Genomic DNA, 20,880 nt, shown 5'->3' on the forward strand with positions numbered 1-20,880 from the left:
TCAAGATCGATGCCTGACCTTACAGAACGACCTCGGACCGCCGCCTCGCCGTACCGCCCACCGGGGATCTTGGCAGACTGAGACCGGCGGGCAACTGGTGAGGAGGACCGGTGCGTTACGTGCTGATGTTGTGCAGCGACGTGTCCGATGAGACGGTCGCCGGGCAGGATCCGGACATGGTCGGCTGCGGCGGCTGGACCGAGGACATGGAGCGCCGCGGGATCCTGCGGGGCGCGCTGGGGCTGCGGCCCAGCAGCGACGCGACGACCTTGCGCGTACGCCAGGAGGAGGTCCTGCTGACCGACGGGCCGTTCGCCGAGACGAAGGACCAGATCGGCGGGTTCAGCGTGATCGACTGCGCCGACCTCGACGAGGCCATCGAGCTGGCCGCCGCCCATCCGTGGGCGCGCGTGGGACAGATCGAGATCAGACCGGTCTGGCAACCATGACGGGCCAGGTCACTGTGGCGGTCGCGGCCGCGTTCCGGCAGGAGTGGGGGCAGGTCGTCGCCACGCTCATCCGGATGACCGGCGACTGGGACCTGGCCGAGGAGTGCGCGCAGGACGCCTTCGCCGCGGCCCTCGAACGGTGGCCGCGCGACGGAGTGCCGCGGCGGCCGGGCGCGTGGCTGACCACGACGGCCCGCAACCGCGCGCTCGACCGGCTGCGCCGCGACACCGTCGGGGCCGAGAAGCTGCGGCAGCTGGCGCTGCTCGACGCCCGGGACGGCGAGGGGAATGGCGACGAGAGCGGGGTGGGTGATGACCGGCTGCGGTTGATGTTCACCTGCTGCCATCCCGCGCTCGCTCTGGAGGCGCAGGTGGCGCTGACCCTGCGTACGCTGGCCGGGCTGACGACGGCCGAGATCGCGCGGGCGTGCTGCACGACGCCCGGCGGGCCACGCGGGTGGACGCCGCCGGTGTGCTGGTGACCCTCGAACACCAGGACCGCGGCCGCTGGGACACCGGCGAGATCGCCGAGGGCGCCGAGATCCTGGAGCGGGCGCTGCTCGAAGGCCGTCCCGGCGCCTACCAGGTCCAGGCGGCCATCGCGGCCTGCCACGCGACCGCGGCCAAGGCCGCCGACACCGACTGGGCGCAGATCGTCGCCCTGTACGACCGGCTCGCCCAACTGGTCCCCTCACCGGTGGTACGCCTGAACCGGGCGGTGGCCGTGGGCATGGCCGAGGGCCCCCAGGCGGGGCTGGCGCTGGTGGACGGCTTGGCGGAGTCGGGCGAGCTGGACGGCTACCACCTGCTGCCGGCGACGCGCGCCGACCTGCTGCGACGTCTGGGCCGCGACGGCGAGGCGGCCGACGCCTACCGGCAGGCGCTCGACCTGGCCGCCAACGACTCCGAACGCCGCTATCTGGCCGGACGGCTGGCCGAGGTCAGCTGAGGGGAGGCGGGTGTCGGTTCCGGCTCGTCCCGTTCGTCGGTGAGGCGAGATGACCGGCCAGGGAAAGAAGGAGTCTCATGCACACCGTGCTCTCAGCCGACGGCACCCGCATCGCGTACGACCGCTCGGGCAGCGGCCCGGCGCTGATCTATGTGAGCGGCGCGCTCTGCGACCGCTCGACGGGTGCGCCGCTGGCCGCGCTGCTGGCGCCGTACTTCACCGTCTTCACCTATGACCGGCGCGGGCGGGGAGACAGCGGCGACACGGCGCCGTACCAGGTCGAGCGCGAGGTGGAGGACCTGGCGGCGGTCATCGCCGAGGCCGGCGGGGCCGCGGCGGCGTACGGCATGTCCTCGGGGGCGGCGCTGGCGCTGCGGGCGGCCGCTCAGGGGGTGGCGATCACCAGGCTGGCGCTGTTCGAGCCGCCCTACAGTCCCGACGAGGCGGACCGGCTGGCGCGGGCCCGCGCCTATGCGGCCGAGCTGACCGCGTTGCTGATCGCGGGGCGGCGTGGGGACGCGGTCGCGCTGTTCATGACCACGGTGGGGCTGCCGGCGGAGCTGATCGGCCGGATGCGGGGCGCGCCGATGTGGCCCGCGCTGGAGGCGCTGGCGCCCACTCTCGCCTACGACGCGGCCGTCATGGGCAACGGCTCCACGGGCGGCGCGTTGCCCGTCGAACTGGCGGCCAAGGTGGGCGTGCCCGTCCTGGTGGCCGACGGCGGCGCCAGTCCGGCGTGGCTGCGCGACATGGCGCGGCGCCTGGCCGACGCGCTTCCGGAAGGGCGGCACCGCACGCTGGCGGGCCAGACGCACGACGTGGATCCGCAGGTGCTCGCCCCGGTGCTGCGGGAGTTCCTCAGCGATCCCACCGTATGATCGCCTGATGCCCAAGAACCTGCTGGACGGGATGGCCCGATGATCACTGCCAGGGAGCTCAACCGGGCCACGCTGGCCAGGCAACTCCTGCTCCAGCGGCACGCCATGCCGGCGATACAGGCGGTGGAGCACCTGGTCGGTCTGCAGGCGCAGGCGCCGTTCCCGCCGTACTTCGGGCTCTGGTCGCGCCTTGCGGGGTTCCGTCCCGAGGAGCTGGCGGGGCTGCTGACCGGGCGTGAGGCGGTACGGATCGTGCTCATGCGCGGCACCGTCCACCTGGTCAGCGCCGCCGACTGCCTGACGTTACGGCCGCTGACGCAGCCGCAGCTCACCAAGTACCTGCACAGCGGGTACGGCCGGCAGCTGGCGAGCCTGGACCTGGCGGCGGTCGTCGAGGCGGGCCGCGAGGCGCTGACCGGCGGCCCCCTCACCGCGGCCAAGCTCGGGACCCTGCTGGCCGGGCGCTTCCCCGGCACGAACGCCGCCGACCTGGCGCAGGTCGTGCGCCTCCTGGCGCCGCTGGTGCAGGTACCGCCCAGGGCGGTGTGGGGCAAGGCCGGGCAGACCGCGTACGCGACGGCCGAGTCGTGGCTGGGCCGCGAGCTGCATCCCTCCCCGGCGCTGGAGGACCTGGTCGTGCGCTACCTGGCCGCGTTCGGGCCCGCGACCGTGGCCGACGTACAGGCGTGGTCGGGGCTGACCGGGCTGCGCGAGGTGGTCGAACGGCTGCGTGCGCGGCTGGTCGAGCTGGACAGGGGGCTGTTCGACCTGCCGGACGCGCCTCGGCCGGGCCCGGAGGTGGAGGCGCCGGTGCGGCTGCTGGCGCCGTTCGACAACCTGCTGCTCAGCCATGCCGACCGCACGCGGATCATCTCCGACGAACACCGCAAGCGCGTCATCACGATCAACGGGCAGGTGCTCGGCACGGTCCTCGTCGACGGGTTCGTACGAGGGGTGTGGAAGCGGGACAAGCGGGTGGTGAGCGTCGAGATGTTCGCGCCGGTGTCGCCGGGGCAGGCCCAGGAGATCCGGGAGGAAGCGGCCAGGCTGCTCTCCTTCGCCGAACCGGGCCAGGCCGGTGAGATCCAAGGGATCTGATGGCGGTTTTCCGTAAAGGATGATGAGGGTTTCCGCGATGTGCCGTGGCGGGCGCGATCCCTAGCGTTGACGGGTGCTTCTGAACACTCTCGCGGCGCTCTTCCTGGCCGTACTTCCCGCGCCTCCCGCCCCACCAACCCCCGCCTTGATCGATGGGTTCATCGCCCAATATCGTGAAGCGACCGGATTGCCGGGTGTGGCGGTGGTGGTCACCAAGGGGACGCAGGTCGTCCACGCCGCGGGCTACGGCCGGACCGCGACAGGCGAGCCCGTGACCGCCGACACCCCCATGGCGCTCGCGTCGCTCAGCAAGTCCTTCACCTCGCTGGCCGTCCTGCAGCTGGTGGAGAAAGGCCAGGTCGAGCTCGACAAGCCGGTTCGCGGTTATCTGCCCGAGTTCCAGATGGCCGATCCCCGGGCGGCCGACATCACGGTGCGCCAGCTGCTCAACCAGACGTCGGGCATGGCCGACTCGGCCTTCCACGAGAAGAGCCTGCCCCAGCCCGACACCCTCCAGGGCTCGGTGAGCCGGCTCAAAGACGCGCGGCTCGCCTCGAAGCCGGGCACCGCCTACAGCTACCACAACACGAACTACCAGGTCGCCGCCCGGCTGGTCGAGGTGGTGAGCGGCGAGCCGTTCGCGGGCTACCTCAAGACGCACGTGTTCACGCCGCTCGGCATGCGCAACAGCAGCACGATCGACACCGATCGGGACCTGCCGGGCAGCGCCCGGGGTCACCTCTATCTGCTCGGCCAGGCGATCGCCGTGCCGGAGCCGCCCGGGTTCGGCAACGGCTCCGGCGGCGTGCTCAGCAGCGCCAACGACATGGCCCGCTGGCTGATCGCCCAGAACAGCGGCAGCGGCATCCTGTCTCCCGCGAGCATCAAGGAGGCGCGCACACCCTCCGCCCAGAACCCCGACTACGCCCTCGGCTGGGAGCTCGACCGGACCGCGGGCGGCACCCCCGTCGTACGCCACAGCGGCGACCTGTTCACCTCCACCGCCCAGCAACTGCTGATGCCCGAGTCCGGTTACGGCGTGGCGGTCATGGCCAACACCGGCATGGCCTTCGCCGACAGCGCCGCGCTCATGGACGGCCTGGTCGCCCTGATCGAGGGCCGGCAGCCGGACGCGCCCTCCTCTCCCTTCCTGGCCACCGACCTGGTGTTCACGCTGCTGACGCTGGCGACCGTCGCGCTGGCGGTGCGCGGCATCGCCCGCTCCCGGCGCTGGGCCGCCCGCCGGACGGGCTGGCAGCGATGGCGGCTGCTGCCGTACTTGTTGCCGCTCATCCTGTGTACGGCCATCGCCCCGGTCTTCCGGGTGCTCGCCCGAGGCAGCGACATCGCCTGGATCCAGGTGGTCTACCTCTACCCGACGTTCATGATCTGGCTGGTGACGGCCGCGGCGGCGGGGACGGCGCTGGTGGTCGCGCGCCTCTGGCCCTCACGTTCATGATGGCCTTCGTCGGCACCGTTCTGGCCGGACTCAGTTGCCCACGCCGAGGTGGGACATGAACGCGGACGGATACCGGTCGCCACGGGCCGAGCCCGGCGGCACCGCCTTCTCGATCTCGGCGAGGTCGTCCGCGGTGAGGTGCACATCCATCGCGGGCAGCGCCTCGGTCAGCCGCTCGCGGGTGCGAGCGCCGACCAGCGGCACGATGTCCTGGCCCTGTGCGGCCACCCAGGCGATGACCAGCTGGGCGACGGTGCGGCCCTTCGCCTCGGCGACCCGGCGCAGGGCCGCCACGAGGGCGAGGTTGTGTTCCACGTTCTCGCCGGAGAACCTCGGGCTGAAGCCGCGGCTGTCGCCGGGGCCGGCGGTGTGGCCGGCGCTCCAGTGCCCGGAGATGAGGCCGCGGCCGAGGACGCCGTACGCGGTCAGGCCGATGCCGAGCTCCCGCAGTGTGGGCAGCACGTCCGCCTCCACCGCGCGGGAGATCAGCGAGTACTCGATCTGCAGGTCGGCGATCGGGTGCACGGCGTGCGCCCGGCGGATCGTCGCCGCGTCGACCTCTGAGAGGCCGATGTGCCGCACGTATCCGGCGTCGATCATCTCCTTGATCGCGCCTACCGTCTCCTCGATCGGCACCGCCGGGTCCAGCCGGGCGGGACGGTAGATGTCGATGTGGTCGGTGCCCAGCCGGGTCAGCGAGTACGCCAGGAAGTTCTTCACCGCCTCGGGACGGCAGTCATGCCCGCCGAACTCGTGGCCCGGCCCCCGCAGCATGCCGAACTTGACGCTCAGCGCGTAGCTGTCGCGATCCCGGCCGGCCAGCGCCTCAGCGAGCAGCAACTCGTTGTGGCCCATGGCGTAGAAGTCGCCGGTGTCGATCAGCGTGACGCCGCCCTCCAGCGCGGCGTGCACGGTGGCGATGCTCTCCGCGCGGTCGGCCGTGCCGTAAGCACCCGACATGCCCATCGCACCCAGGCCCAGCGCGGAAACGGCCGGTCCGGTGCGGCCCAGGGTTCGCATCTGCATCGTGTTCTCCCTCGTTCTCGATGTCGTCCCCCCCAACCTTGGGCCTGGGCCGGGACGGGCGGGAGCGGAGCGTTCATCGTGGGAGAGCCGCTCCCTGGATGGGCTCACCGGCCGTGAGAGACCATGAGGGCATGCAACGTGAGCAGCTCGCCGACTTCCTGCGCCGCCGCCGCGAGGCGATCCGCCCGGCCGAGGTGGGCCTCGCCGACGGCCCTCGCCGCCGCGCGGCCGGCCTGCGCCGGGAGGAGGTGGCGATGCTCGCGGGCATGTCGGTGGACTATGTCGTACGCCTCGAGCAGGGCCGCAGCAGTCAGCCCTCGACCCAGCTGCTCGGCGCGCTGGCCCGCGCGTTGCGCTTGTCCGACGATGAGCGCGACCACCTGTTCCACCTGGCCGGCCACCGGCCGCCGCCCGCCGACGGGGTGGCCCGCCTGGCCCGCGCCGGCCTGATGCGCATGCTCGACCTGCTCGGCGACACCCCGGCCCTGGTGCTGTCCGACCTGGGTGAGGTCCTCGCCCAGAACCGGGCGGACGTCCTGCTGATGGGCGAGCACACCGGCTTCTCCGGCGACCGGCGCTACGTCGCATACCGCTGGTTCACCGAGCCCGCCGCGCGCGCCATCTGCCCGCCCGAGGAGCAGGAACATCACTCCCGCCAGCTCGTGGCCGACCTGCGGGCGACCGCCGGCCGCCGGTCCGGCGACCCCACGGTCGCCGGGCTCCTCGACCGTTTGCGGGCCGCGAGCGCCGACTTCCGGCGGCTCTGGGCCGAACACGAGGTGGCGGTCCGGCGCGCCGACCGCAAGACCATGCTGCACCCGCGGGTGGGGCGCCTGGTGATGGACTGCGAGACCCTGGTCACTCCCGACCAGGGGCAGCAGCTGCTGGTGCTCACCCCGGCGGACGCCGAGACCCGCGAGCGGCTGGAGCTGCTGCGCGTACTCGGTATCGAAGAGTTCCCCACAAGGACAACGGGCACACCCGCACGGTGAAGCGGCCGATCAGGGCATGCGGTGTGCATGCCGTCACCGGGCCTGCTTTCCGTGGAGGGCAGCATTCTCGACAACCCCGCACAACGGAAGACCGTGGACGTGAGCGGCACCGTCTACGACAACCCCTATCCCGTGAAGAAGGGGGTCGAGTTCGCCTACGATCTGCCGCAGATCTGCAAGAACGACCCCGGCTTTGTCACGCAGCTGGCGTACCAGAGTTCGCGCTTCGCCACCCCGCTGGTGCTGCTCGCCGCGTTCTTCCTGCTCGACCGCCTGATAGCGGCCGCACGACGCGACAACGGCTTCGACGAGGCGGTCGTTCGCAGGCTGCGGTTCCTGGGCCTGTTCCTCATCGCGGGCACGCTCGCCACCTCGATCTCCACCACCGTCATCGAGACCGGCCTGGCCCTGTCGATGGTGGCCGGTACTGTCGGGGAGGTGGGAGCGATGGCCCTGCACGGCTGGGCCGTCCCATGGGCGTACCTGATCGCCGGGCTCGGACTCGTCGTGATGTCCAAGGTCGTCCGCGTCGGCACGTACATGCGCGAGGAACTCCAAGGAACTGTCTGATGCCGCCCGCTGAAAACCCCGACCACGCCATCGAGGTGCACCTTGACCGGCTGCTCGAAGAGCGCGGGATGACGGTGGTGGAGCTGGCCGACAGGGTGGGGATCACCAACGTGAACCTGTCGATCCTCAAGAACGACCGCGCCAAGGCGATCCGGTTCTCGACGCTGAGCAAGATCTGCGAGGTCCTCGGCTGCCAGCCCGGCGACCTCCTGTCCTTCACACCCCCCTCTTCGGCAGGTTGATCTGCGTCGGTATGGCAGTAGGCGGGGGTACGCCCCCGCCACCTGCTCACCGGATGTACTGGTGCAGGGCCTACTGCGGCCGGACGTTGTGGTTGCGGGCGAACAGGTTGCCGGGGTCGTAGTGACGCTTGACCGCGGCGAGCCGCTCGTAGGTCCGCGTGGGATAGATCGCGGCGACATCCTCCTCGGTGGCAGAGGTGAGGAAGTTGGCGTAGGCGCCGTTGACGTGGGGTGCGAGTCTCGCCCAGATCGCGTCCAGAGCGGGACGCGCGGCCTCGACGACCGGCTGCGGCCCCAGGATTGTGGTCACGATCATCAACTCCGCCTGGCGATGCGCGTAGGCCGTGGCATCGTCGGGGACCCGGGAGACCGCGCCGCCGACGCTGCGAACGGCGATGAACGGCGACCCCTGCGCTGCCCCGACCTCGACCAGGGTCCGAAGGAGCTCGGGCACCGATGCCTTGTCGACGAATGCGCTCCGGGTCACCAGCTGGATACCCGGCGGCGGGGTGGCGCCGTCCACCAGCGCGTCCGCATAGGGCCTCAACGCCACGTCGTCGGCGATCACCGTGCCGAGCCGCCGGAGCGGGTCGATGGCCCGCGCCGCGAGATCCGGGTCATCGCCGTCGAAGGCGAGGCGGATCTCGACCGGCGCTTCGGGCCCGCCCGCGAAGGGATTGGCGAACTCCACGACGGAGGTGAGCTCTTCGGGCGCGGTACGGAGGTGGTCCGCCCAGCCCTGGAGCACGACGGCCGCCTCCGACGCCGGGAAGCTGATCTTGCCGTAGAAGATGTCCGTCGTCGGGTGGGCCGCGAACGCGAAGGCGGTCACGATCCCGAAATTGCCGCCGCCACCGCGAATCGCCCAGAACAGCTCCGGGTTCTCCTCCTCGCTCGCCTGGACGACCTCTCCGCCGGCCGTGACCACCTCCACGGTGACCAGGTTGTCCAGCGCGAGGCCGTACTTCCTGACCTTCCAGCCGATGCCACCGGTCAACGTCAGCCCACCGACACCGACGCCCTTGGTGTCGCCCGAGGAGATCGCCAGGCCGTGCGGGGCCAGGGCGGCCACGACCTGACCCCAGGTGGCGCCGCCGCCGATCCGTACGAGATGGCGGTCCTTGTCGATGACCTCGACGTCCGCGAGCTTGCCAAGGTCGATCACGACGCCGTCGTCGAGGGTGCCGAACCCCGCGAAGCTGTGGCCGCCGCCTCGTACGGACAGCGAAAGCCCCGCGCCGGCGGCGAATCTGACACCCGCTTGGACGTCCTCGACGCTCTTGGGCCGCAGAACGTAGGCCGGGCTGCCGGAGGCCAATATCGAGCGGCCGGCCGATGGGTACTCGGCCGCGCCCGGTTCGATGATGTCGCCGCCGAAGTCACGGCGAAGGGTTTCAAGACTCATGACATTCCTTCGGAGATAGTCGCCCTGGAGGGGGCGGTGGCCGGCCCGGATGGAGGGGATCCCGGGCCGGCGGGGATTGGTCTGCCGGTCAGTTCGCCATGCCGTCGAACATGCCGGGCTGGTAGGAGCCCCCCGGGTTGCGCACGATCACGTTGAGCCGGTTGTTGGCGTTGATCATGGCGATCACGGAGACCAGCGCGACGATCTGGTCGTCGTCGTAGTGCTTGCGCACCCGGGCCCAGGTGTCGTCGGACACGCCGTGGTGGGTGTCGGCGAGCCGGGTACCCTCCTCGGTGAGCGCCAGCGCGGCCTGCTCGGCCTCGGTGAACACGGTGGACTCGCGCCAGGCGGCGACCAGGTGGAGCCGGACCGCGCTCTCCCCGGCGGCCGTGGCGTCCTTGGTGTGGTAGTCGACGCAGAAACCGCAGCCGTTGATCTGGCTGGCGCGCAGCATCACCAGGTCCTGGATGGACTGGGGGAGCGACGACTGCTGGATCGCCAGGGCGACGTTGTAGATCCGCTTGGCGATCTTGGCGCCGAGCTCGTTGGCCATCAGATCCATACGCTGTTCCATGATGTGGTCCTCATTCGTGGTGGTGCGGGCCGCGTCGATCGTTGGCGCGGCGTCCTGGCGAACAAGAGATCCCGGCGACCCGATCCTTGTGACAGCGCGGCGATGTGACGTGCATCACCGATCCCGGGTGTCACAAAGCGGTGGGGACCGGGATCTCATACGTGGCACGGTCGAGAACGAACAGGCAGGAACCAGCGATGAGCGAACGCAACGAGAAACCGACGGACACGGCAGGGCCCCTCGCTCGTGACAGCCACGTGGACCCCGCCACCGAGGCGTTCCTCACCCACCGCAACCTGCTCTTCACGGTCGCCTACGAGATGCTCGGCTCGGCCGCCGACGCCGAGGACGTGCTGCAGGAGACGTGGTTGCTGTGGGCGGGCGTCGACCTCGGCACGGTGCGGGATCAGCGCGCCTACCTGGTCCGGATCACCACCCGGCAGGCACTGAAACGGCTGCGTACGCTCGGCCGGCGCAAGGAGTCCTACGTCGGCCCCTGGCTGCCCGAGCCGCTGCTGACCGCGCCCGACATCGCCGAGGACGTCGAGTTGGCCGACAGCGTCTCGACGGCGATGCTGCTGGTGCTGGAGACGCTTCAGCCGACCGAGCGGGCGGTGTTCGTCCTGCGCGAGGTGTTCGATCTGGACTACGACGAGATCGCCGACGCCGTCGGCAAGAGCCCGGCCGCGGTCCGCCAGATCGCCCACCGGGCACGGGGACACGTCGCCGCGCGCCGGCCACGCGACGTCGTCTCCCCGACCGAGACCCGAGCGGCGATCAAGGCGTTCCAGAGGGCGATCGAAACAGGCGATCTGCAGCGCCTGCTCGACATCCTCGCGCCGGACGTCGTCCTCCTGGCAGATGGCGGCGGACTCAAGCAGGCCGCGCTGGCGCCCGTCGTGGGGGCCGACCAGGTGGCCCAGCTGCTGGGCAACCTCACCCCCGTGGCGTCGCTGCAGCCGGCACAGGTCAACGGCCACCCGGCACTGATCGTCCGGCTCGACGGCATGATCGACACCGTCGTGACGGTACGCATCGACGGCGGCCTCATCACCGGGCTCTACGCCGTACGCAATCCCGAGAAGCTGTCGCGCATGGAGTGGGAGACCACGGTGAGCCGCTGAGACCGGGAACGATGCCCTAGGCCATTCATAATGAGACATTCACATCTCATAACGAGTCGCACGCGACTGACCGGCTACGCGCAGAAGGCGGTGGCCGCCGCCGACCAAGTGATCCCGATCCCGGCGGCGGTGTCCACCACCGACGCGGTGGCGCTGCTCGACGAGGTGCTCGTGCGACGGCGGGCGATCCACTCGCTCGCCCTGGAATTCCAGGCGTTCGCCGCCGAGACCGGCCAGCGCTTCCTGGGCTCGCTGGAGCCGCTGCTGCGCCGTGCCATCGACGCGAGAGCGGTGCGCCCGGAGCTGGAGGTCCGGGATGTGGTGGCGGTCATCGTCATGACCATGGCCACCGTACATCCCGGGGATCCGGCGGGAGCCGGCCGCAGACGCTACTTCGCCCTGCTCACCGAGGGGTTGCGCCCCTCTCCGGTCGCCCTTCCCCCGCTCCCGTCACACGAGCCCGCCTGCGGGCAATGATCACGAACGCGGACCTACTCGGGCTTGCGTGCGCCGTTGAGGAAAATCGTCACAGCGGTCTCGGTGGCTTCCTCGGGTGTCATGGCCTGGCCGAGGGTCAGCCAGAGGGCACGTTCCATGATCGCGGAGAACATGGCCAGCACGGCGTCGGGGCGCAGGTCGTCGCGGAGCACCTTGTCGCTGATGCCGCGAGCGATGACCTCGCGGATGGGCCTGACCGTGCGCTCGATGGCGTCATGGTCGCAGAACTGGTCGGCCCGGCCGATCACCGCCGCGTATTTGGCGCCGTTACGCAGGTACACAGCGATGATCCTGGTGATCGCCCGGTCGGCCGGAAGCTCCTCGAGGTTCGCGGCCGCGAAGGCCGCCACGAGTTCGGCCATCCCGACCTCGGCCACACCGCGCAGCAGGGACTCCCGCGTCGGGAAATGCCGGTACAGCGTCGCGCGTCCCACACCGGCCTCGTCGGACTCGTCCCTAGGCGACCGTGAGCACGATCTTGCCTTGGATGTGCCCTCGGGCGGCGCGCTCGTGTGCCGCCCGGGCATCCGCGAGCGGGAACGTGCTGTCGATCGCGACGCGAACCGTGCCCGCGTCGAGCAAGCGTCCCAGTTCGGCGAGCTGCGCGCCGTTCGAGCGGACCTGGGTGCCCGAGACCGTGACGCCCAGCTTCGCGGTCTCCTCGTCATCGAAGTCGCCGGGGAGCACCGGGTACAATGCGCCGCCGCGCTTGAGCGTACGCAGGAAACGACTGCTGTCGCGACCACCGACGGCATCGAGCACGAGATCAAGGTCGTGTACGAGTTCCTCGGGACGGCTCTTGGTGTAGTCGATGAACTCGTCGGCGCCGAGCTCGCGCAGGAACGACTCATGCGCGCCCGATGCCACCGCGACAACGCGGGCACCTTTCCCCTTCGCCAGCTGCAGCGCGAAGTGCCCCACGCCGCCGGCGGCGCCGTTGATGAGCATCGTCGTCTCAGCGTTCAGTGTCATCGGGCGATGCGGCGCCGCTTGGAAGGGCGTGGGGTGATCGTGTCCGAGCTCGATCAGGAACTGCCACGCGGTGAGCCCGGCCATGGGCGCCCCGGCGGCGTGCACGTGATCGACGCGAGCCGGCTTGCGGGCGAGGTCCAGGGCGGGCGCGGCGACGTACTCGGCATACGCGCTGCCCTCCAGAGTGGGAAAGCGAAGGAGGCCGAAGACTTCGTCGCCGACGGAGAGGCCGTCGACATCCGCGGCCACGGCCGCGACGACGCCCGACACGTCCGTCCCCGGAATCATCGGCAAGCTCAGCTTCGGCCTCATCTCAGGAGGCACGTTGGACATTCCTTCGCGCACATACCAGTCGGGGGGATTGACGCCCACCGCGTGGACGCGAACGAGCACCTCACCCGGTTTCGGCTCGGGAACCGGCACCTGCTCGTAACGCAGCACCTCAGGATCACCGTGCTCGTGCAGCCGGATGGCCTTCATCATGTTCGTCGGCATTGCCGTCACCCTTCACAACAAATGGGATATCGTTCCGGAGCAGTGCTCCAAATATATCCGGGGCACTGCTCCGGTTGTCAATTCGGGAGGGAGGCATATGCGAGCCGACGCCAGGAAGAACCACGACCAGCTCCTCGCGGTCGCGCGTACCGTCGTGGCCGAGCAGGGCGCCGACGCATCGCTGCGCCGAGCTGCCGCATCGTGCTGAACGCGGCCGACGCCCGATGAGCAGCCCACAGTCCACCCGTCGACCCTGGAGAGAGCACATGTTCGAGATCGCGGAACTGCTGGCGGAGTACGACCGGGCTCGCGCCTACACCGACGAGCTCTGGCGCGACCTGACCGCCGAGGAACTGCACTGGCGGCCCGAGCAGAACTTCAGCCCCATCGGCTGGCACCTCGGCCACCAGGCCCACGTGGCCCATTTCATGGTCCGCAACCTCACCGCGGCCGAACCGAGCCCCGCACCTGACCTGGACGACCTCATGGACTCGGCCAACCCGGAAGCCAACCGGTTGCCCCTGCCCGACCCCCGGCGACTGGCCGACTTCCGGGCCACCGTCGGCGAACGGGTCCACGCCCGCATGGACGCCATCGGAGCCGGAGACGTCGGCGCCCCGGCCCAGCTCAAGATCATCGCGCAGTCCCTGCTCATGGCGATCATCAACCACGAGTACCAGCACGACCGCTGGATCGGCGAGGTTCGCAACCGCGACCTCGGCCACGCCCTGCCCGACGACCCCACCTCCGATCGCATCACCACCATCGACGGGTACCTGGTCGTGTGCGGATGGGACCCACTTGCGCCGTAAACAGACCGGCCGCCGTCTGGGCGCTTGCTCAGTTGATCGACGGCGGGTACGTCACCTCCAGCGAGTCTCCGAGCGCCAGCCGCCGCCACGCCGCGACGGCCTCCCAGATCCCGACCCGCACGGCGGGCAGCGTCGTGGTGGTGAGCACGTCCGGCCGGCCAGGCCCTTCGCGGGCATGCCCCGGGTCATGCGGTCGGCCTCGGCGCTGAGGAAGCCGAAGTCGACGACGTCGGCGACCAGGTCCCAGAATCCGTTCCGCAGGGGAAGGTAGCCCTCGATGAGGAAGTGCATCAGATCATGGGGAGGCTGGCCGCCGGTTTTCTGCCGTGACCCTCATGCCTGACCGAGGCCGGTGCAGTAGGTGATCGTCGCGTCGTCCGCCGCCACCGCGTGGCGCGTCTCCGCCTGCCGGACACGATGGATGATGTCGGCGGGCCCGCTCGACGCCAGTACGGCCATGACCCCCGGCCAGTCGGCGAGCTGGAAGGGGTCCACGATGCGGCTGGCTCCATTGCTGAGCAGGACGGCGCCGTTCAGCTCGGAGATCGGGCAGGTTCCGGTGATCGCCTCGTCCGCCGCGCGCGGGTCGTCCTTGGCCACCCAGAAGCCGCCCGGCTGGTTCCGGTGGGCACGCAGGTCTCGGAGGATGCGGTGGTATTCGTCGCTGCCCGCGGCGGCGGCCTTGAGCATGGGCTCGTACGACCGGCTGATGATCACCTCCCGGGGATCGGAGACGACGAGCGGCGGGCCGTCGGCTCTGTCGAGCACGAGGACCGCGTCACCGAGCACCAGGTACTCGATGAGGCCGCCGGACAGGCGCAGGACGGCCACGGCCGCCGACGGACTGATGGGGTCGGCGACGTCGCAGGTGTCGCGGTGATCGTCCGTCACCTGCTCGATGGCCTCGGCGAGCAGCGCCGGAAGGCCGCGGTCCCGCACGAGTGACACCAGGGTGAGGAGGCTGCCTCCCAGGCGGCCGGCGTACCAGGCCACGCCGTGCCGGCAGGTCGAGTCGCCGCCGGGGATGCCGGCGCCGTCGACCAGCACCGCTGCCGTCGGTACGGCGCCGGTGAAGTCCTCGTTCACGCGGCCGATCCGTGCCGCGGCGCTCGTCATTGTCACCCGCATGTCCTCGCGCCTCCCGCCGATGGGGCAAGGATCATAACAACCGCGGCCAGGGACGGGACGGGTGCCCGAAAGAAGCCAGGCCTTAAGAAAATTAAGATCAACATCTTGAAAGTTTAATATTCACCGGGTATGACTTTAGATATGGCAGAGCAGGCGATGGACTGGCAGGAACTCACGAACCTGACCCGGGGCCAGCCGTTCGTCGTCGAGCGGGTGCGCCTGGCGGACAACGGCATCGCGATCGAGGGCGATTTCGAGCTACCCCAGCTGGCTCAGCTCACCGTCGAGGACCAGGTCTTCGTCACGGCGTTCGTGCGGTGCCACGGGTCCATCAAGGAGATGGAACGGATCTTCGGGGTGAGCTACCCGACGATCAAAGCGCGACTGAAGCGGATCACGCAGCTGCTCGACTTCGTCGAGACCGATCCGGCGCCGTCGCGGGCCGACGTCATCGATCGGTTGCGGCGCGGCGAGATCACCGCACAGCAGGCATTGTCCGAATTGGAGGGGCCAACATGATGCCCCAGTTAGTGACCGTACGGGTCAAACGCCCGGACCGTCATGCCGTCCGGATCTGGGTTCCGGTGCTTCCCGTAGTGCTCGTGCTCTCACCGGTCGTGGCCTTGGCCCTCCTGGGGGGAGCCGTGGCCTGCCACATCTACCGCATCGACGTGGTGCGGGCACTCGGCACCGGCTGGCGCATCGTCTGCGCGTTGCCCGGCAGTCGGTTCGACGTCGAGTTCGACCGTACGGCCGTGCTGGTCGCCATCCGATAGGGGAGGTTCCGATGAACGAGCAGCGCAGGGACGTCCTCGGCATGCTGGCCGAGGGCAAGATCACCGCAGACGAGGCAGAGCGGCTCATCACCGCGCTCGAACGCGACCAGCCGCCGCCGATGGCGGCCAGTCCCGCCGCCCGGCCGCGGGGCAAGGCGAAGTACCTGCGGGTGGTGATGGAGTTCCTCGAGGAGAGCGGCGAGGCGGGGCGGCTCAACGTGCGGGTGCCGCTGCAACTGCTGCGGGCCGGCGTACAGCTGGCGGCGCTGATCCCGCCGCAGGTACTGGATCGGGCCAACACCGAACTGGACAGGTCGGGCGTGCCGCTCGACCTGAAGCAGCTCAAGCCCGAACAGCTCGAGGCGCTCGTGGAGCATCTCGACGAGACGATCGTGGAGATGGACATGGAGGATGGCCACTTGCGCGTCTACTGCGAGTAGGCGCCGTCCCGTTCGACGGACCCCCGAGAGGCCGTGCCCGCTACAGCGGAGCGCGGTTGAACGACCAACCTGTGATCTAGCCGCTCATCGGCGCGCCCCGGCCGTCGACGAAGACCCGGTGGAGTCCGCCGAGGCGTTCAACTGTGGATCAGCCGAGAACGGCTGACCGACGCCATCGATCGCACCCCGGGCGACAAACCATGACCAAACAGAGAACGGATATCCGGATGACAGCCGATCAGGTCCACGGGCCTGCGATCCATGTGCAGGGCCTGGAGAAGTCGTACAAGGAACTGCGGGTGTTACGTGGTGTGGACTTCGCGCTGGCGCGCGGCAGTATTTTCGCGCTGCTCGGCTCGAATGGGGCGGGCAAGACCACGGTGGTGAAGATCCTGTCCACGCTGCTCAGGGCGGATGCCGGGACGGCCCGGGTCAACGGTTTCGATGTGGCCGCGCGGGCTGTGGAGGTGCGGGAGTCCATCAGTCTCACCGACCGCCACCATGCCCGGCCCGCTGCGCGCCTTCGCCGAACACCAGCCGGTCACCTCCATCGTCAACGCCGTCCGCGACCTGTTCGCCCAGCAGCCGATCGGCGCCGACATCTGGATCGCCCTGGCCTGGTGCGTCGGCCTCCTCATCGTCGCCTACCTCTTCGCCATGGCCACCTATCGCCGCAGAATCGCCTAGCCAGCCGTCTCCTTTAGATCGACTAGATCGACCAGTCAACAATTGAGGAGGCCGGATGTCGGCAGATCCGCCCAGCTCACCCGCGCTGCGCGCGTCGGACGCGGACCGCGACCAGGTCATCGAGCTGCTGCGCGCCGCCGTCGCCGACGGCCGGCTCGGCCCGGTCGAGTTCGACGAGCGGCTGGAGGCGGCGCTGACCGCCCGTACCATCGACGCGCTGACCCCGCGCCGGTGACGCGCACTCACCTGAGGTGGGGCAGGCCGCAGGCGAGGTCGTGTTCCAGGGTGCGGGCGTAGGACTCGACGGTGGCGACGATGTCGACGGTGTCGGGGTCGAGCAGCCACTGGGTCTGCAATCCGTCGAGGGTCGCGATGATCTCGGTGGCCTTGGCCACCGGGTCGATGTCCGGGCGGGCGACGCCGTCGGCCTGGGCGGAGCGGATGTTGTCGGCCACGATGGCGCGCATCGCGCGGTAGCGTTCGACGAAATGTACGTGGCCGGGCGAGCCCGGCTCGAGGCTCTCGGCCACCAAGACCGTGAACAGTTTGGCCAGCCCGGCCCGCTGCTTGTTGCGGCGCGCGAACTCCGGCAGGGCCCGCAGCCGCCCGGAGGGCTCCATGCCGAGCAACTCCAGGGCGAACGCCTCGCTGTCCAGGTCGCGCCGCTCGATCACCGCCAGCAGCAGGCCCGCCTTGCTGCCGAAATGGTGCAGCAGACCGGGCTCGGTGATGCCGGCCCGGGCCGCGACGTCGGCGAGCGAGGTGCCGCGGAAACCGCCGCGGGCGAACATCTCGCCGGCCGCCGTGATGATCTCTTCCCGCCGCAGGCGAGCGCGTTCCTGCCTGCCGGGTCCTTGCCTGCTCGGGGTCACAGTGTTAAACCTAACCCAACTCACTTACCGAGTACTAGGTAAGTGAACCACCCCTCCGGTACGAGTAGCGAGGTACGACGATGCCGCCGAGACCCCACCGCATCCGGCCCCTACTGATCATCACCGTCGCCCTGCTGGGCGGGCTCTGCACCGGTTCGCCGGCCCAGGGCGCGCAGCGGGAGCCGGTCATCCTGGTCCACGGATGGAACGGCTCGCCCGCCGAGTTCGCCCAGATGCAGACGGCGCTGGAGCAGGCCGGCTACCCGACGTACGCGATCGACCTGCCCGGAGAGGAGAACCTGGCCAACGCCCAAGCCATCGCCACCCTCGTGGAGCAGGCACGGAGCGAACACGCCGGCAGCAAGGTCAGCCTCGTCGGGCACAGCATGGGAGGACTGGCCGCGCGGCACTACCTGAAGTCCCTCGGCGGCGCCGCCAAGACGCTCAGCTACGTCTCGATGGGCACCGGGCAGCTCGGCTACTGGCCCGCCTGCCTGCTGCCTGCCGGGCAGGGCGGGCAGATGTGCCCCACCAGCAGCTTCATCACCCAGCTCAACAGCGGCGACCCCACGCCGGATCCGGTCACGTACACGTTGCTGACGAGCTCGCTCGACGAGACGCGCAACGACGTCATCGCCGGCGTCTGGTGCCGGGCCGAATTCGCCGGCGTGCCGCATGCCGGCGAACCGGCGTCACCGGTGTTCATCAACGCCGTTCTCAGCGCCCTTGACGGGCGATGCCCGTCCTAGGTGCCTGTCCTAGGTGCCTGTCCTAGGTGCCCGTCGTAGAGGGCGAAATGCGATCGCCGAGCGCGCGTGCGGCCTACTACTGTCGCGCGGGTGGGAAGCGATCTTGTGCCCTTGCTGTGGCTGTGCGGGCCGTCAGGTGTCGGGAAATCCTCGCTCGGCTGGGAGGTGTTCGCCCAGCTGAGCCGGGACGGTGTCCGGGCGGCGTTCGTCGACGCCGACCAGATCAGCCTGTGCTATCCGCTCCCGGAGAGCGGCACCCATCGGATCCGGGCGCGGAGCCTGGCCGCGATGTGGCCCAACTTCCGGGAGCGGGGGGCGCAGTGCGTGGTCCTGTCGGGTTTCGTCGACACCGCTGAGGAGATTCGCGAGTACGCGGAGCGTCTCCCCGACGCCGCCTTCACCGTGTGCCGGCTGCGCGTGAGCACCGGGGAGCTCAAGGAGCGCTTTCTCGGGCGTGGGTGGCGTCCCGACCTGGTGGCGGGGGCCGTCGCCGAGGCGGAGTCGCTGGAGGGCAGCGACTTCGCCGACCTGTGCCTGGACACCGGCGGGCTTACCGTGCCCGAGGCGGCCCGGATGGTCCGCGAGCGAGCCGGTGGATGGCCGCGCCTCGGGTCGGATGCCGGCTTTGTTTCCCGCCCGGCCACACCGCTCTCCTCTGACCCGGTCCCGGTGCTGTGGTTCTCCGGCGCCACCGCGGTGGGGAAGTCGACCGTCGGTTATGAGGTCTTCTCGCAGATCGTCCGGACCGGCGTACGAGCCGCATATGTGGATCTGAAGCAGATCGGCATGGCAGGTCCCGCCGCGGACGACGACCCGGACGGCCATCGCCTCAAGGCGCGCAACCTCGCGGCCCTGTGGGGCGGATACCGCGCGGCCGAGGCCAGGTGCCTGGTCGTCTCCGGGCACGCCGACCGCGACGACACCGTCCGCGACTACGCCGACCTGCTTCCCGCAGCGGCGCTGACGGTGTGCCGTCTGCACGCCGGGCCCGCGAGGCTGGCCGAGCGCGTCATGCGGCGCGGCCGGGGAGGCGGGCCGGCGATACCAGGCGATGAGCTGAAGGGACTCGGCCCCGAGGCCCTGCACCGCGTCGCCGAACGGGCGGCATACGAGGCCGCGGCGCTCGACCGCGCCGGAGCCGGTGACCTGCGCATCGACACCGACGGCCGGTCGGCGCAAGAGGTGGCCGATGAGGTAAGGGCGCTCATCGGCGGCTGGCCGGCCTGAGCCGAGCCGAACCACTTGACATTCGCCACCTTCATAGGATAGTAGTGCTATCCAACATTAGATATCACGACTATCCAATGGAGAGACGCAATGGAGACGAGCATCGTCTTGGTGGTGGCCCTGCTGGGCTTCCGCGCGCTGGGGGCCTTCGGGGTCGGCCGGTTCGCCTCGTGGCCGGTCAGTGCGGCGCATGGGCTGGCCGTCATGCTCGTCATGACGGCCAGCGCGCACTTCGTCCCGGAAAGCGTCACGGTCATGCCCACCCACGCCGACCTCGTACGCATGGTGCCGCCCTTCGTGCCCTTCGCCGACGCGGTGGTCTACCTGACCGGCGTGCTGGAGCTCATGGGCGCGGTGGGTCTGATCATCACCAGGACGCGCTGGTCGGCCGGGATCGGGCTGATCGCCCTCTTCGTGCTGCTGCTGCCGGCCAACATCTACGCCGCGCTGGCCGACGTGCCCTTCAACGGCGGCGAGGCGTCCCCCTTGTGGCTGCGGATTCCCGAGCAGGTCCTGTACATCGCCGTCGCGCTCTGGGGCATCCGCTCGGCGCCCCGGGTGTGGCCGCTGCCGCTTCGCGTGGGTTACGGCACTTCGTAGGTGATGTCGTACTTGGCGGCGATGGAGTTGAGCTTGGCCGGGTCGAGCCTGCCGCCCGCGCTGACGTACGGTCTGGCCTCGATCAGGTCCTCGACGAAGTACTCCCAGCCGCCCGGCGACGAGATCTGGATGACCCGCGGGGGAGGGGTGGAGCCGCAGCGCAGCGCGTGCGGGACCCCGTGGGGCAGCAGGACGAACTGCCCCTTGCCCACCTCTTCCGTCCGGTCGTCGAACTCGACGATGAGCTCTCCGTCGAGTACGTAGATGCCCTCGTCGGCCTTGTGGTGGACATGGCGGGGAATGTCGTGAGCCACGACCATTTCCAGCAGTGACAGCGCGCCGCCGATGTCGGTGGCGCGGGCCTTGGCGGCGAACGCGGGCGGGACCTTGATGCGCCCCGGCCGCGCTTGGCCGGGTTGGAGGACGTAGAAGCGGTCCTTGTCGCCGTTCTCCTCGGCCACGTCCTGGACGTCGCCTTCCAAGCCGCCCGGCGTCGACAGTCGCAGCGCGTGGACCGGGGCCTCGGACAGGGTGCGCGTGGCATGGGTGACGCCGCGCGGCAGCAGGGCGCACATGCCCGCGCCGAGGCGGTGCGTCCGGCCGTCGAAGTCGATGCCCAGCTCCCCGTCGAGCACGTAGACGAACTCGTCGAAGGTGTCGTTGACATGCGAGGGGATGTCGCTGTGCCCCCGGCCCTCCATGAGGGAGAACCGGCCTTCGGTGTCAGCGGCCCCGGCCTTGACCGTCGTCCCCGGCGGTAACGGCAGGCGGGACTCTCCGGGCTTCAGGAGGATGAAACGATCTTTTGACATGAGATATCCTTTCCGGAGTCGGATTCGGAATCCGATTCCGCTTTAA

General features: G+C 70.0%; 29 protein-coding genes and 1 pseudogene. 22 read left to right on the plus strand and 8 right to left on the minus strand.

Going from position 1 to position 20,880, the window contains the following annotated elements; translation table 11 throughout:
* The first annotated feature begins 110 nt into the window (after positions 1-110).
* The 6 genes from AB0B61_RS34130 (at position 111) to AB0B61_RS34155 (ending at position 4,833) form a co-directional block, all read left to right on the plus strand.
* A complete protein-coding gene (locus AB0B61_RS34130; protein WP_358440779.1) occupies positions 111-449 on the plus strand; it encodes a YciI family protein in 339 nt (112 codons plus the stop codon).
* Positions 446-931, plus strand: coding sequence for a sigma factor (locus tag AB0B61_RS34135; RefSeq protein WP_358440782.1), 486 nt, complete (start codon positions 446-448; stop codon positions 929-931). Before AB0B61_RS34130 ends, AB0B61_RS34135 begins: the two co-directional genes overlap by 4 nt.
* The gene (locus tag AB0B61_RS34140; protein ID WP_358440785.1) at positions 877-1,398 is read left to right on the plus strand and encodes a DUF6596 domain-containing protein; all 522 of its coding nucleotides are present in this window, start codon (positions 877-879) and stop codon (positions 1,396-1,398) included. Before AB0B61_RS34135 ends, AB0B61_RS34140 begins: the two co-directional genes overlap by 55 nt.
* A gap of 77 nt (positions 1,399-1,475) precedes the next feature.
* Complete coding sequence (locus AB0B61_RS34145; protein ID WP_358440787.1) at positions 1,476-2,276, plus strand: alpha/beta hydrolase; 801 nt, start codon at positions 1,476-1,478, stop codon at positions 2,274-2,276.
* Positions 2,277-2,315: 39 nt separating this feature from the next.
* Positions 2,316-3,374: a winged helix DNA-binding domain-containing protein gene (locus tag AB0B61_RS34150; protein ID WP_358440790.1), complete on the plus strand. Its 1,059-nt coding sequence runs from the start codon at positions 2,316-2,318 to the stop codon at positions 3,372-3,374.
* A 73-nt stretch (positions 3,375-3,447) separates the two neighbouring features.
* Positions 3,448-4,833: a serine hydrolase domain-containing protein gene (locus AB0B61_RS34155; protein WP_358440792.1), complete on the plus strand. Its 1,386-nt coding sequence runs from the start codon at positions 3,448-3,450 to the stop codon at positions 4,831-4,833.
* Positions 4,834-4,863: 30 nt separating this feature from the next.
* On the opposite strand, the gene AB0B61_RS34160 is transcribed toward AB0B61_RS34155, so the two are convergent.
* Positions 4,864-5,859: an aldo/keto reductase gene (locus AB0B61_RS34160; RefSeq protein WP_358440795.1), complete on the minus strand. Its 996-nt coding sequence runs from the start codon at positions 5,857-5,859 to the stop codon at positions 4,864-4,866.
* A gap of 131 nt (positions 5,860-5,990) precedes the next feature.
* On the opposite strand from AB0B61_RS34160, the gene AB0B61_RS34165 reads away from it, so the two are divergent.
* Genes AB0B61_RS34165 through AB0B61_RS34175 form a run of 3 tightly spaced genes read left to right on the plus strand, consistent with a single transcriptional unit; the run spans position 5,991 to position 7,663 of the window.
* A complete protein-coding gene (locus AB0B61_RS34165; protein WP_358440797.1) occupies positions 5,991-6,851 on the plus strand; it encodes a helix-turn-helix transcriptional regulator in 861 nt (286 codons plus the stop codon).
* A 51-nt stretch (positions 6,852-6,902) separates the two neighbouring features.
* Positions 6,903-7,421: a DUF2975 domain-containing protein gene (locus AB0B61_RS34170; RefSeq protein WP_358440800.1), complete on the plus strand. Its 519-nt coding sequence runs from the start codon at positions 6,903-6,905 to the stop codon at positions 7,419-7,421.
* Positions 7,421-7,663, plus strand: a complete 243-nt coding sequence (locus AB0B61_RS34175) for a helix-turn-helix transcriptional regulator (RefSeq protein WP_358440803.1) — start codon at positions 7,421-7,423, stop codon at positions 7,661-7,663. The genes AB0B61_RS34170 and AB0B61_RS34175 overlap by 1 nt, the downstream gene beginning before the upstream one ends.
* A gap of 70 nt (positions 7,664-7,733) precedes the next feature.
* Here the strand turns inward: AB0B61_RS34175 and AB0B61_RS34180 are convergent, their stop codons facing one another.
* Positions 7,734-9,068 (minus strand): FAD-binding oxidoreductase, encoded by a 1,335-nt coding sequence (locus tag AB0B61_RS34180; protein ID WP_358440805.1) that lies wholly within the window; start codon positions 9,066-9,068, stop codon positions 7,734-7,736.
* A gap of 88 nt (positions 9,069-9,156) precedes the next feature.
* Complete coding sequence (locus AB0B61_RS34185) at positions 9,157-9,642, minus strand: carboxymuconolactone decarboxylase family protein (protein ID WP_358440807.1); 486 nt, start codon at positions 9,640-9,642, stop codon at positions 9,157-9,159.
* 197 nt (positions 9,643-9,839) lie between these two features.
* On the opposite strand from AB0B61_RS34185, the gene AB0B61_RS34190 reads away from it, so the two are divergent.
* Positions 9,840-10,766 (plus strand): RNA polymerase sigma-70 factor, encoded by a 927-nt coding sequence (locus AB0B61_RS34190; RefSeq protein ID WP_358440810.1) that lies wholly within the window; start codon positions 9,840-9,842, stop codon positions 10,764-10,766.
* A 30-nt stretch (positions 10,767-10,796) separates the two neighbouring features.
* Complete coding sequence (locus AB0B61_RS34195; protein ID WP_358440812.1) at positions 10,797-11,243, plus strand: hypothetical protein; 447 nt, start codon at positions 10,797-10,799, stop codon at positions 11,241-11,243.
* A gap of 14 nt (positions 11,244-11,257) precedes the next feature.
* Here the strand turns inward: AB0B61_RS34195 and AB0B61_RS34200 are convergent, their stop codons facing one another.
* Together AB0B61_RS34200 and AB0B61_RS34205 are read right to left on the minus strand one after the other, a co-directional pair.
* Positions 11,258-11,791: a TetR/AcrR family transcriptional regulator gene (locus tag AB0B61_RS34200; protein ID WP_358440815.1), complete on the minus strand. Its 534-nt coding sequence runs from the start codon at positions 11,789-11,791 to the stop codon at positions 11,258-11,260.
* Positions 11,721-12,677 carry an NADP-dependent oxidoreductase gene (locus AB0B61_RS34205; RefSeq protein WP_358440817.1) on the minus strand — a complete coding sequence of 319 codons (957 nt, stop codon included), beginning with the start codon at positions 12,675-12,677 and terminating at the stop codon, positions 11,721-11,723. Before AB0B61_RS34205 ends, AB0B61_RS34200 begins: the two co-directional genes overlap by 71 nt.
* A gap of 28 nt (positions 12,678-12,705) precedes the next feature.
* On the opposite strand from AB0B61_RS34205, the gene AB0B61_RS34210 reads away from it, so the two are divergent.
* Positions 12,706-12,939, plus strand: coding sequence for a hypothetical protein (locus AB0B61_RS34210; protein WP_358440819.1), 234 nt, complete (start codon positions 12,706-12,708; stop codon positions 12,937-12,939).
* Between the two features lie 58 nt (positions 12,940-12,997).
* Positions 12,998-13,543, plus strand: a complete 546-nt coding sequence (locus AB0B61_RS34215; RefSeq protein WP_358440822.1) for a DinB family protein — start codon at positions 12,998-13,000, stop codon at positions 13,541-13,543.
* Between the two features lie 333 nt (positions 13,544-13,876).
* On the opposite strand, the gene AB0B61_RS34220 is transcribed toward AB0B61_RS34215, so the two are convergent.
* Positions 13,877-14,665: an integrase gene (locus AB0B61_RS34220; protein ID WP_358440824.1), complete on the minus strand. Its 789-nt coding sequence runs from the start codon at positions 14,663-14,665 to the stop codon at positions 13,877-13,879.
* Positions 14,666-14,812: 147 nt separating this feature from the next.
* Between AB0B61_RS34220 and AB0B61_RS34225 the strand changes: the two genes are divergently transcribed.
* From AB0B61_RS34225 to AB0B61_RS34250, 6 genes and pseudogenes are all read left to right on the plus strand, one after another.
* Entirely contained in the window at positions 14,813-15,190 is a 378-nt protein-coding gene (locus AB0B61_RS34225) for a DUF2089 domain-containing protein (protein ID WP_358440827.1), read from the plus strand.
* On the plus strand, positions 15,187-15,447 hold the full coding sequence (locus AB0B61_RS34230) for a hypothetical protein (protein WP_358440830.1): 261 nt from the start codon (positions 15,187-15,189) through the stop codon (positions 15,445-15,447). The genes AB0B61_RS34225 and AB0B61_RS34230 overlap by 4 nt, the downstream gene beginning before the upstream one ends.
* A gap of 11 nt (positions 15,448-15,458) precedes the next feature.
* Complete coding sequence (locus AB0B61_RS34235) at positions 15,459-15,887, plus strand: hypothetical protein (protein WP_358440833.1); 429 nt, start codon at positions 15,459-15,461, stop codon at positions 15,885-15,887.
* A gap of 227 nt (positions 15,888-16,114) precedes the next feature.
* Positions 16,115-16,354, plus strand: a pseudogene (locus AB0B61_RS34240) (ATP-binding cassette domain-containing protein); the annotation flags it as partial.
* 34 nt (positions 16,355-16,388) lie between these two features.
* Entirely contained in the window at positions 16,389-16,574 is a 186-nt protein-coding gene (locus AB0B61_RS34245) for an ABC transporter permease (RefSeq protein ID WP_358441064.1), read from the plus strand.
* A gap of 55 nt (positions 16,575-16,629) precedes the next feature.
* Positions 16,630-16,809 carry a DUF1707 domain-containing protein gene (locus AB0B61_RS34250; protein ID WP_358440835.1) on the plus strand — a complete coding sequence of 60 codons (180 nt, stop codon included), beginning with the start codon at positions 16,630-16,632 and terminating at the stop codon, positions 16,807-16,809.
* Between the two features lie 7 nt (positions 16,810-16,816).
* Here AB0B61_RS34250 and AB0B61_RS34255 read toward each other — a convergent pair whose 3' ends face one another.
* Complete coding sequence (locus tag AB0B61_RS34255; protein ID WP_358440838.1) at positions 16,817-17,446, minus strand: TetR/AcrR family transcriptional regulator; 630 nt, start codon at positions 17,444-17,446, stop codon at positions 16,817-16,819.
* A gap of 80 nt (positions 17,447-17,526) precedes the next feature.
* Here AB0B61_RS34255 and AB0B61_RS34260 point away from each other — a divergent pair, with 80 nt between their 5' ends.
* The 3 genes from AB0B61_RS34260 (at position 17,527) to AB0B61_RS34270 (ending at position 20,022) form a co-directional block, all read left to right on the plus strand.
* Entirely contained in the window at positions 17,527-18,195 is a 669-nt protein-coding gene (locus AB0B61_RS34260; RefSeq protein ID WP_358440841.1) for an alpha/beta fold hydrolase, read from the plus strand.
* A gap of 90 nt (positions 18,196-18,285) precedes the next feature.
* Positions 18,286-19,422 carry an adenylyl-sulfate kinase gene (locus tag AB0B61_RS34265; protein WP_358440844.1) on the plus strand — a complete coding sequence of 379 codons (1,137 nt, stop codon included), beginning with the start codon at positions 18,286-18,288 and terminating at the stop codon, positions 19,420-19,422.
* Between the two features lie 90 nt (positions 19,423-19,512).
* Complete coding sequence (locus AB0B61_RS34270; RefSeq protein ID WP_358440846.1) at positions 19,513-20,022, plus strand: hypothetical protein; 510 nt, start codon at positions 19,513-19,515, stop codon at positions 20,020-20,022.
* On the opposite strand, the gene AB0B61_RS34275 is transcribed toward AB0B61_RS34270, so the two are convergent.
* Positions 20,007-20,834 carry a cupin domain-containing protein gene (locus AB0B61_RS34275; protein WP_358440849.1) on the minus strand — a complete coding sequence of 276 codons (828 nt, stop codon included), beginning with the start codon at positions 20,832-20,834 and terminating at the stop codon, positions 20,007-20,009. The two genes, AB0B61_RS34270 and AB0B61_RS34275, sit on opposite strands and share 16 nt — an antisense overlap.
* Positions 20,835-20,880: the final 46 nt, after the last annotated feature.

Source organism: Nonomuraea sp. NPDC049158 (assembly GCF_040648335.1).
In the GTDB taxonomy this organism is placed as follows: domain Bacteria; phylum Actinomycetota; class Actinomycetes; order Streptosporangiales; family Streptosporangiaceae; genus Nonomuraea.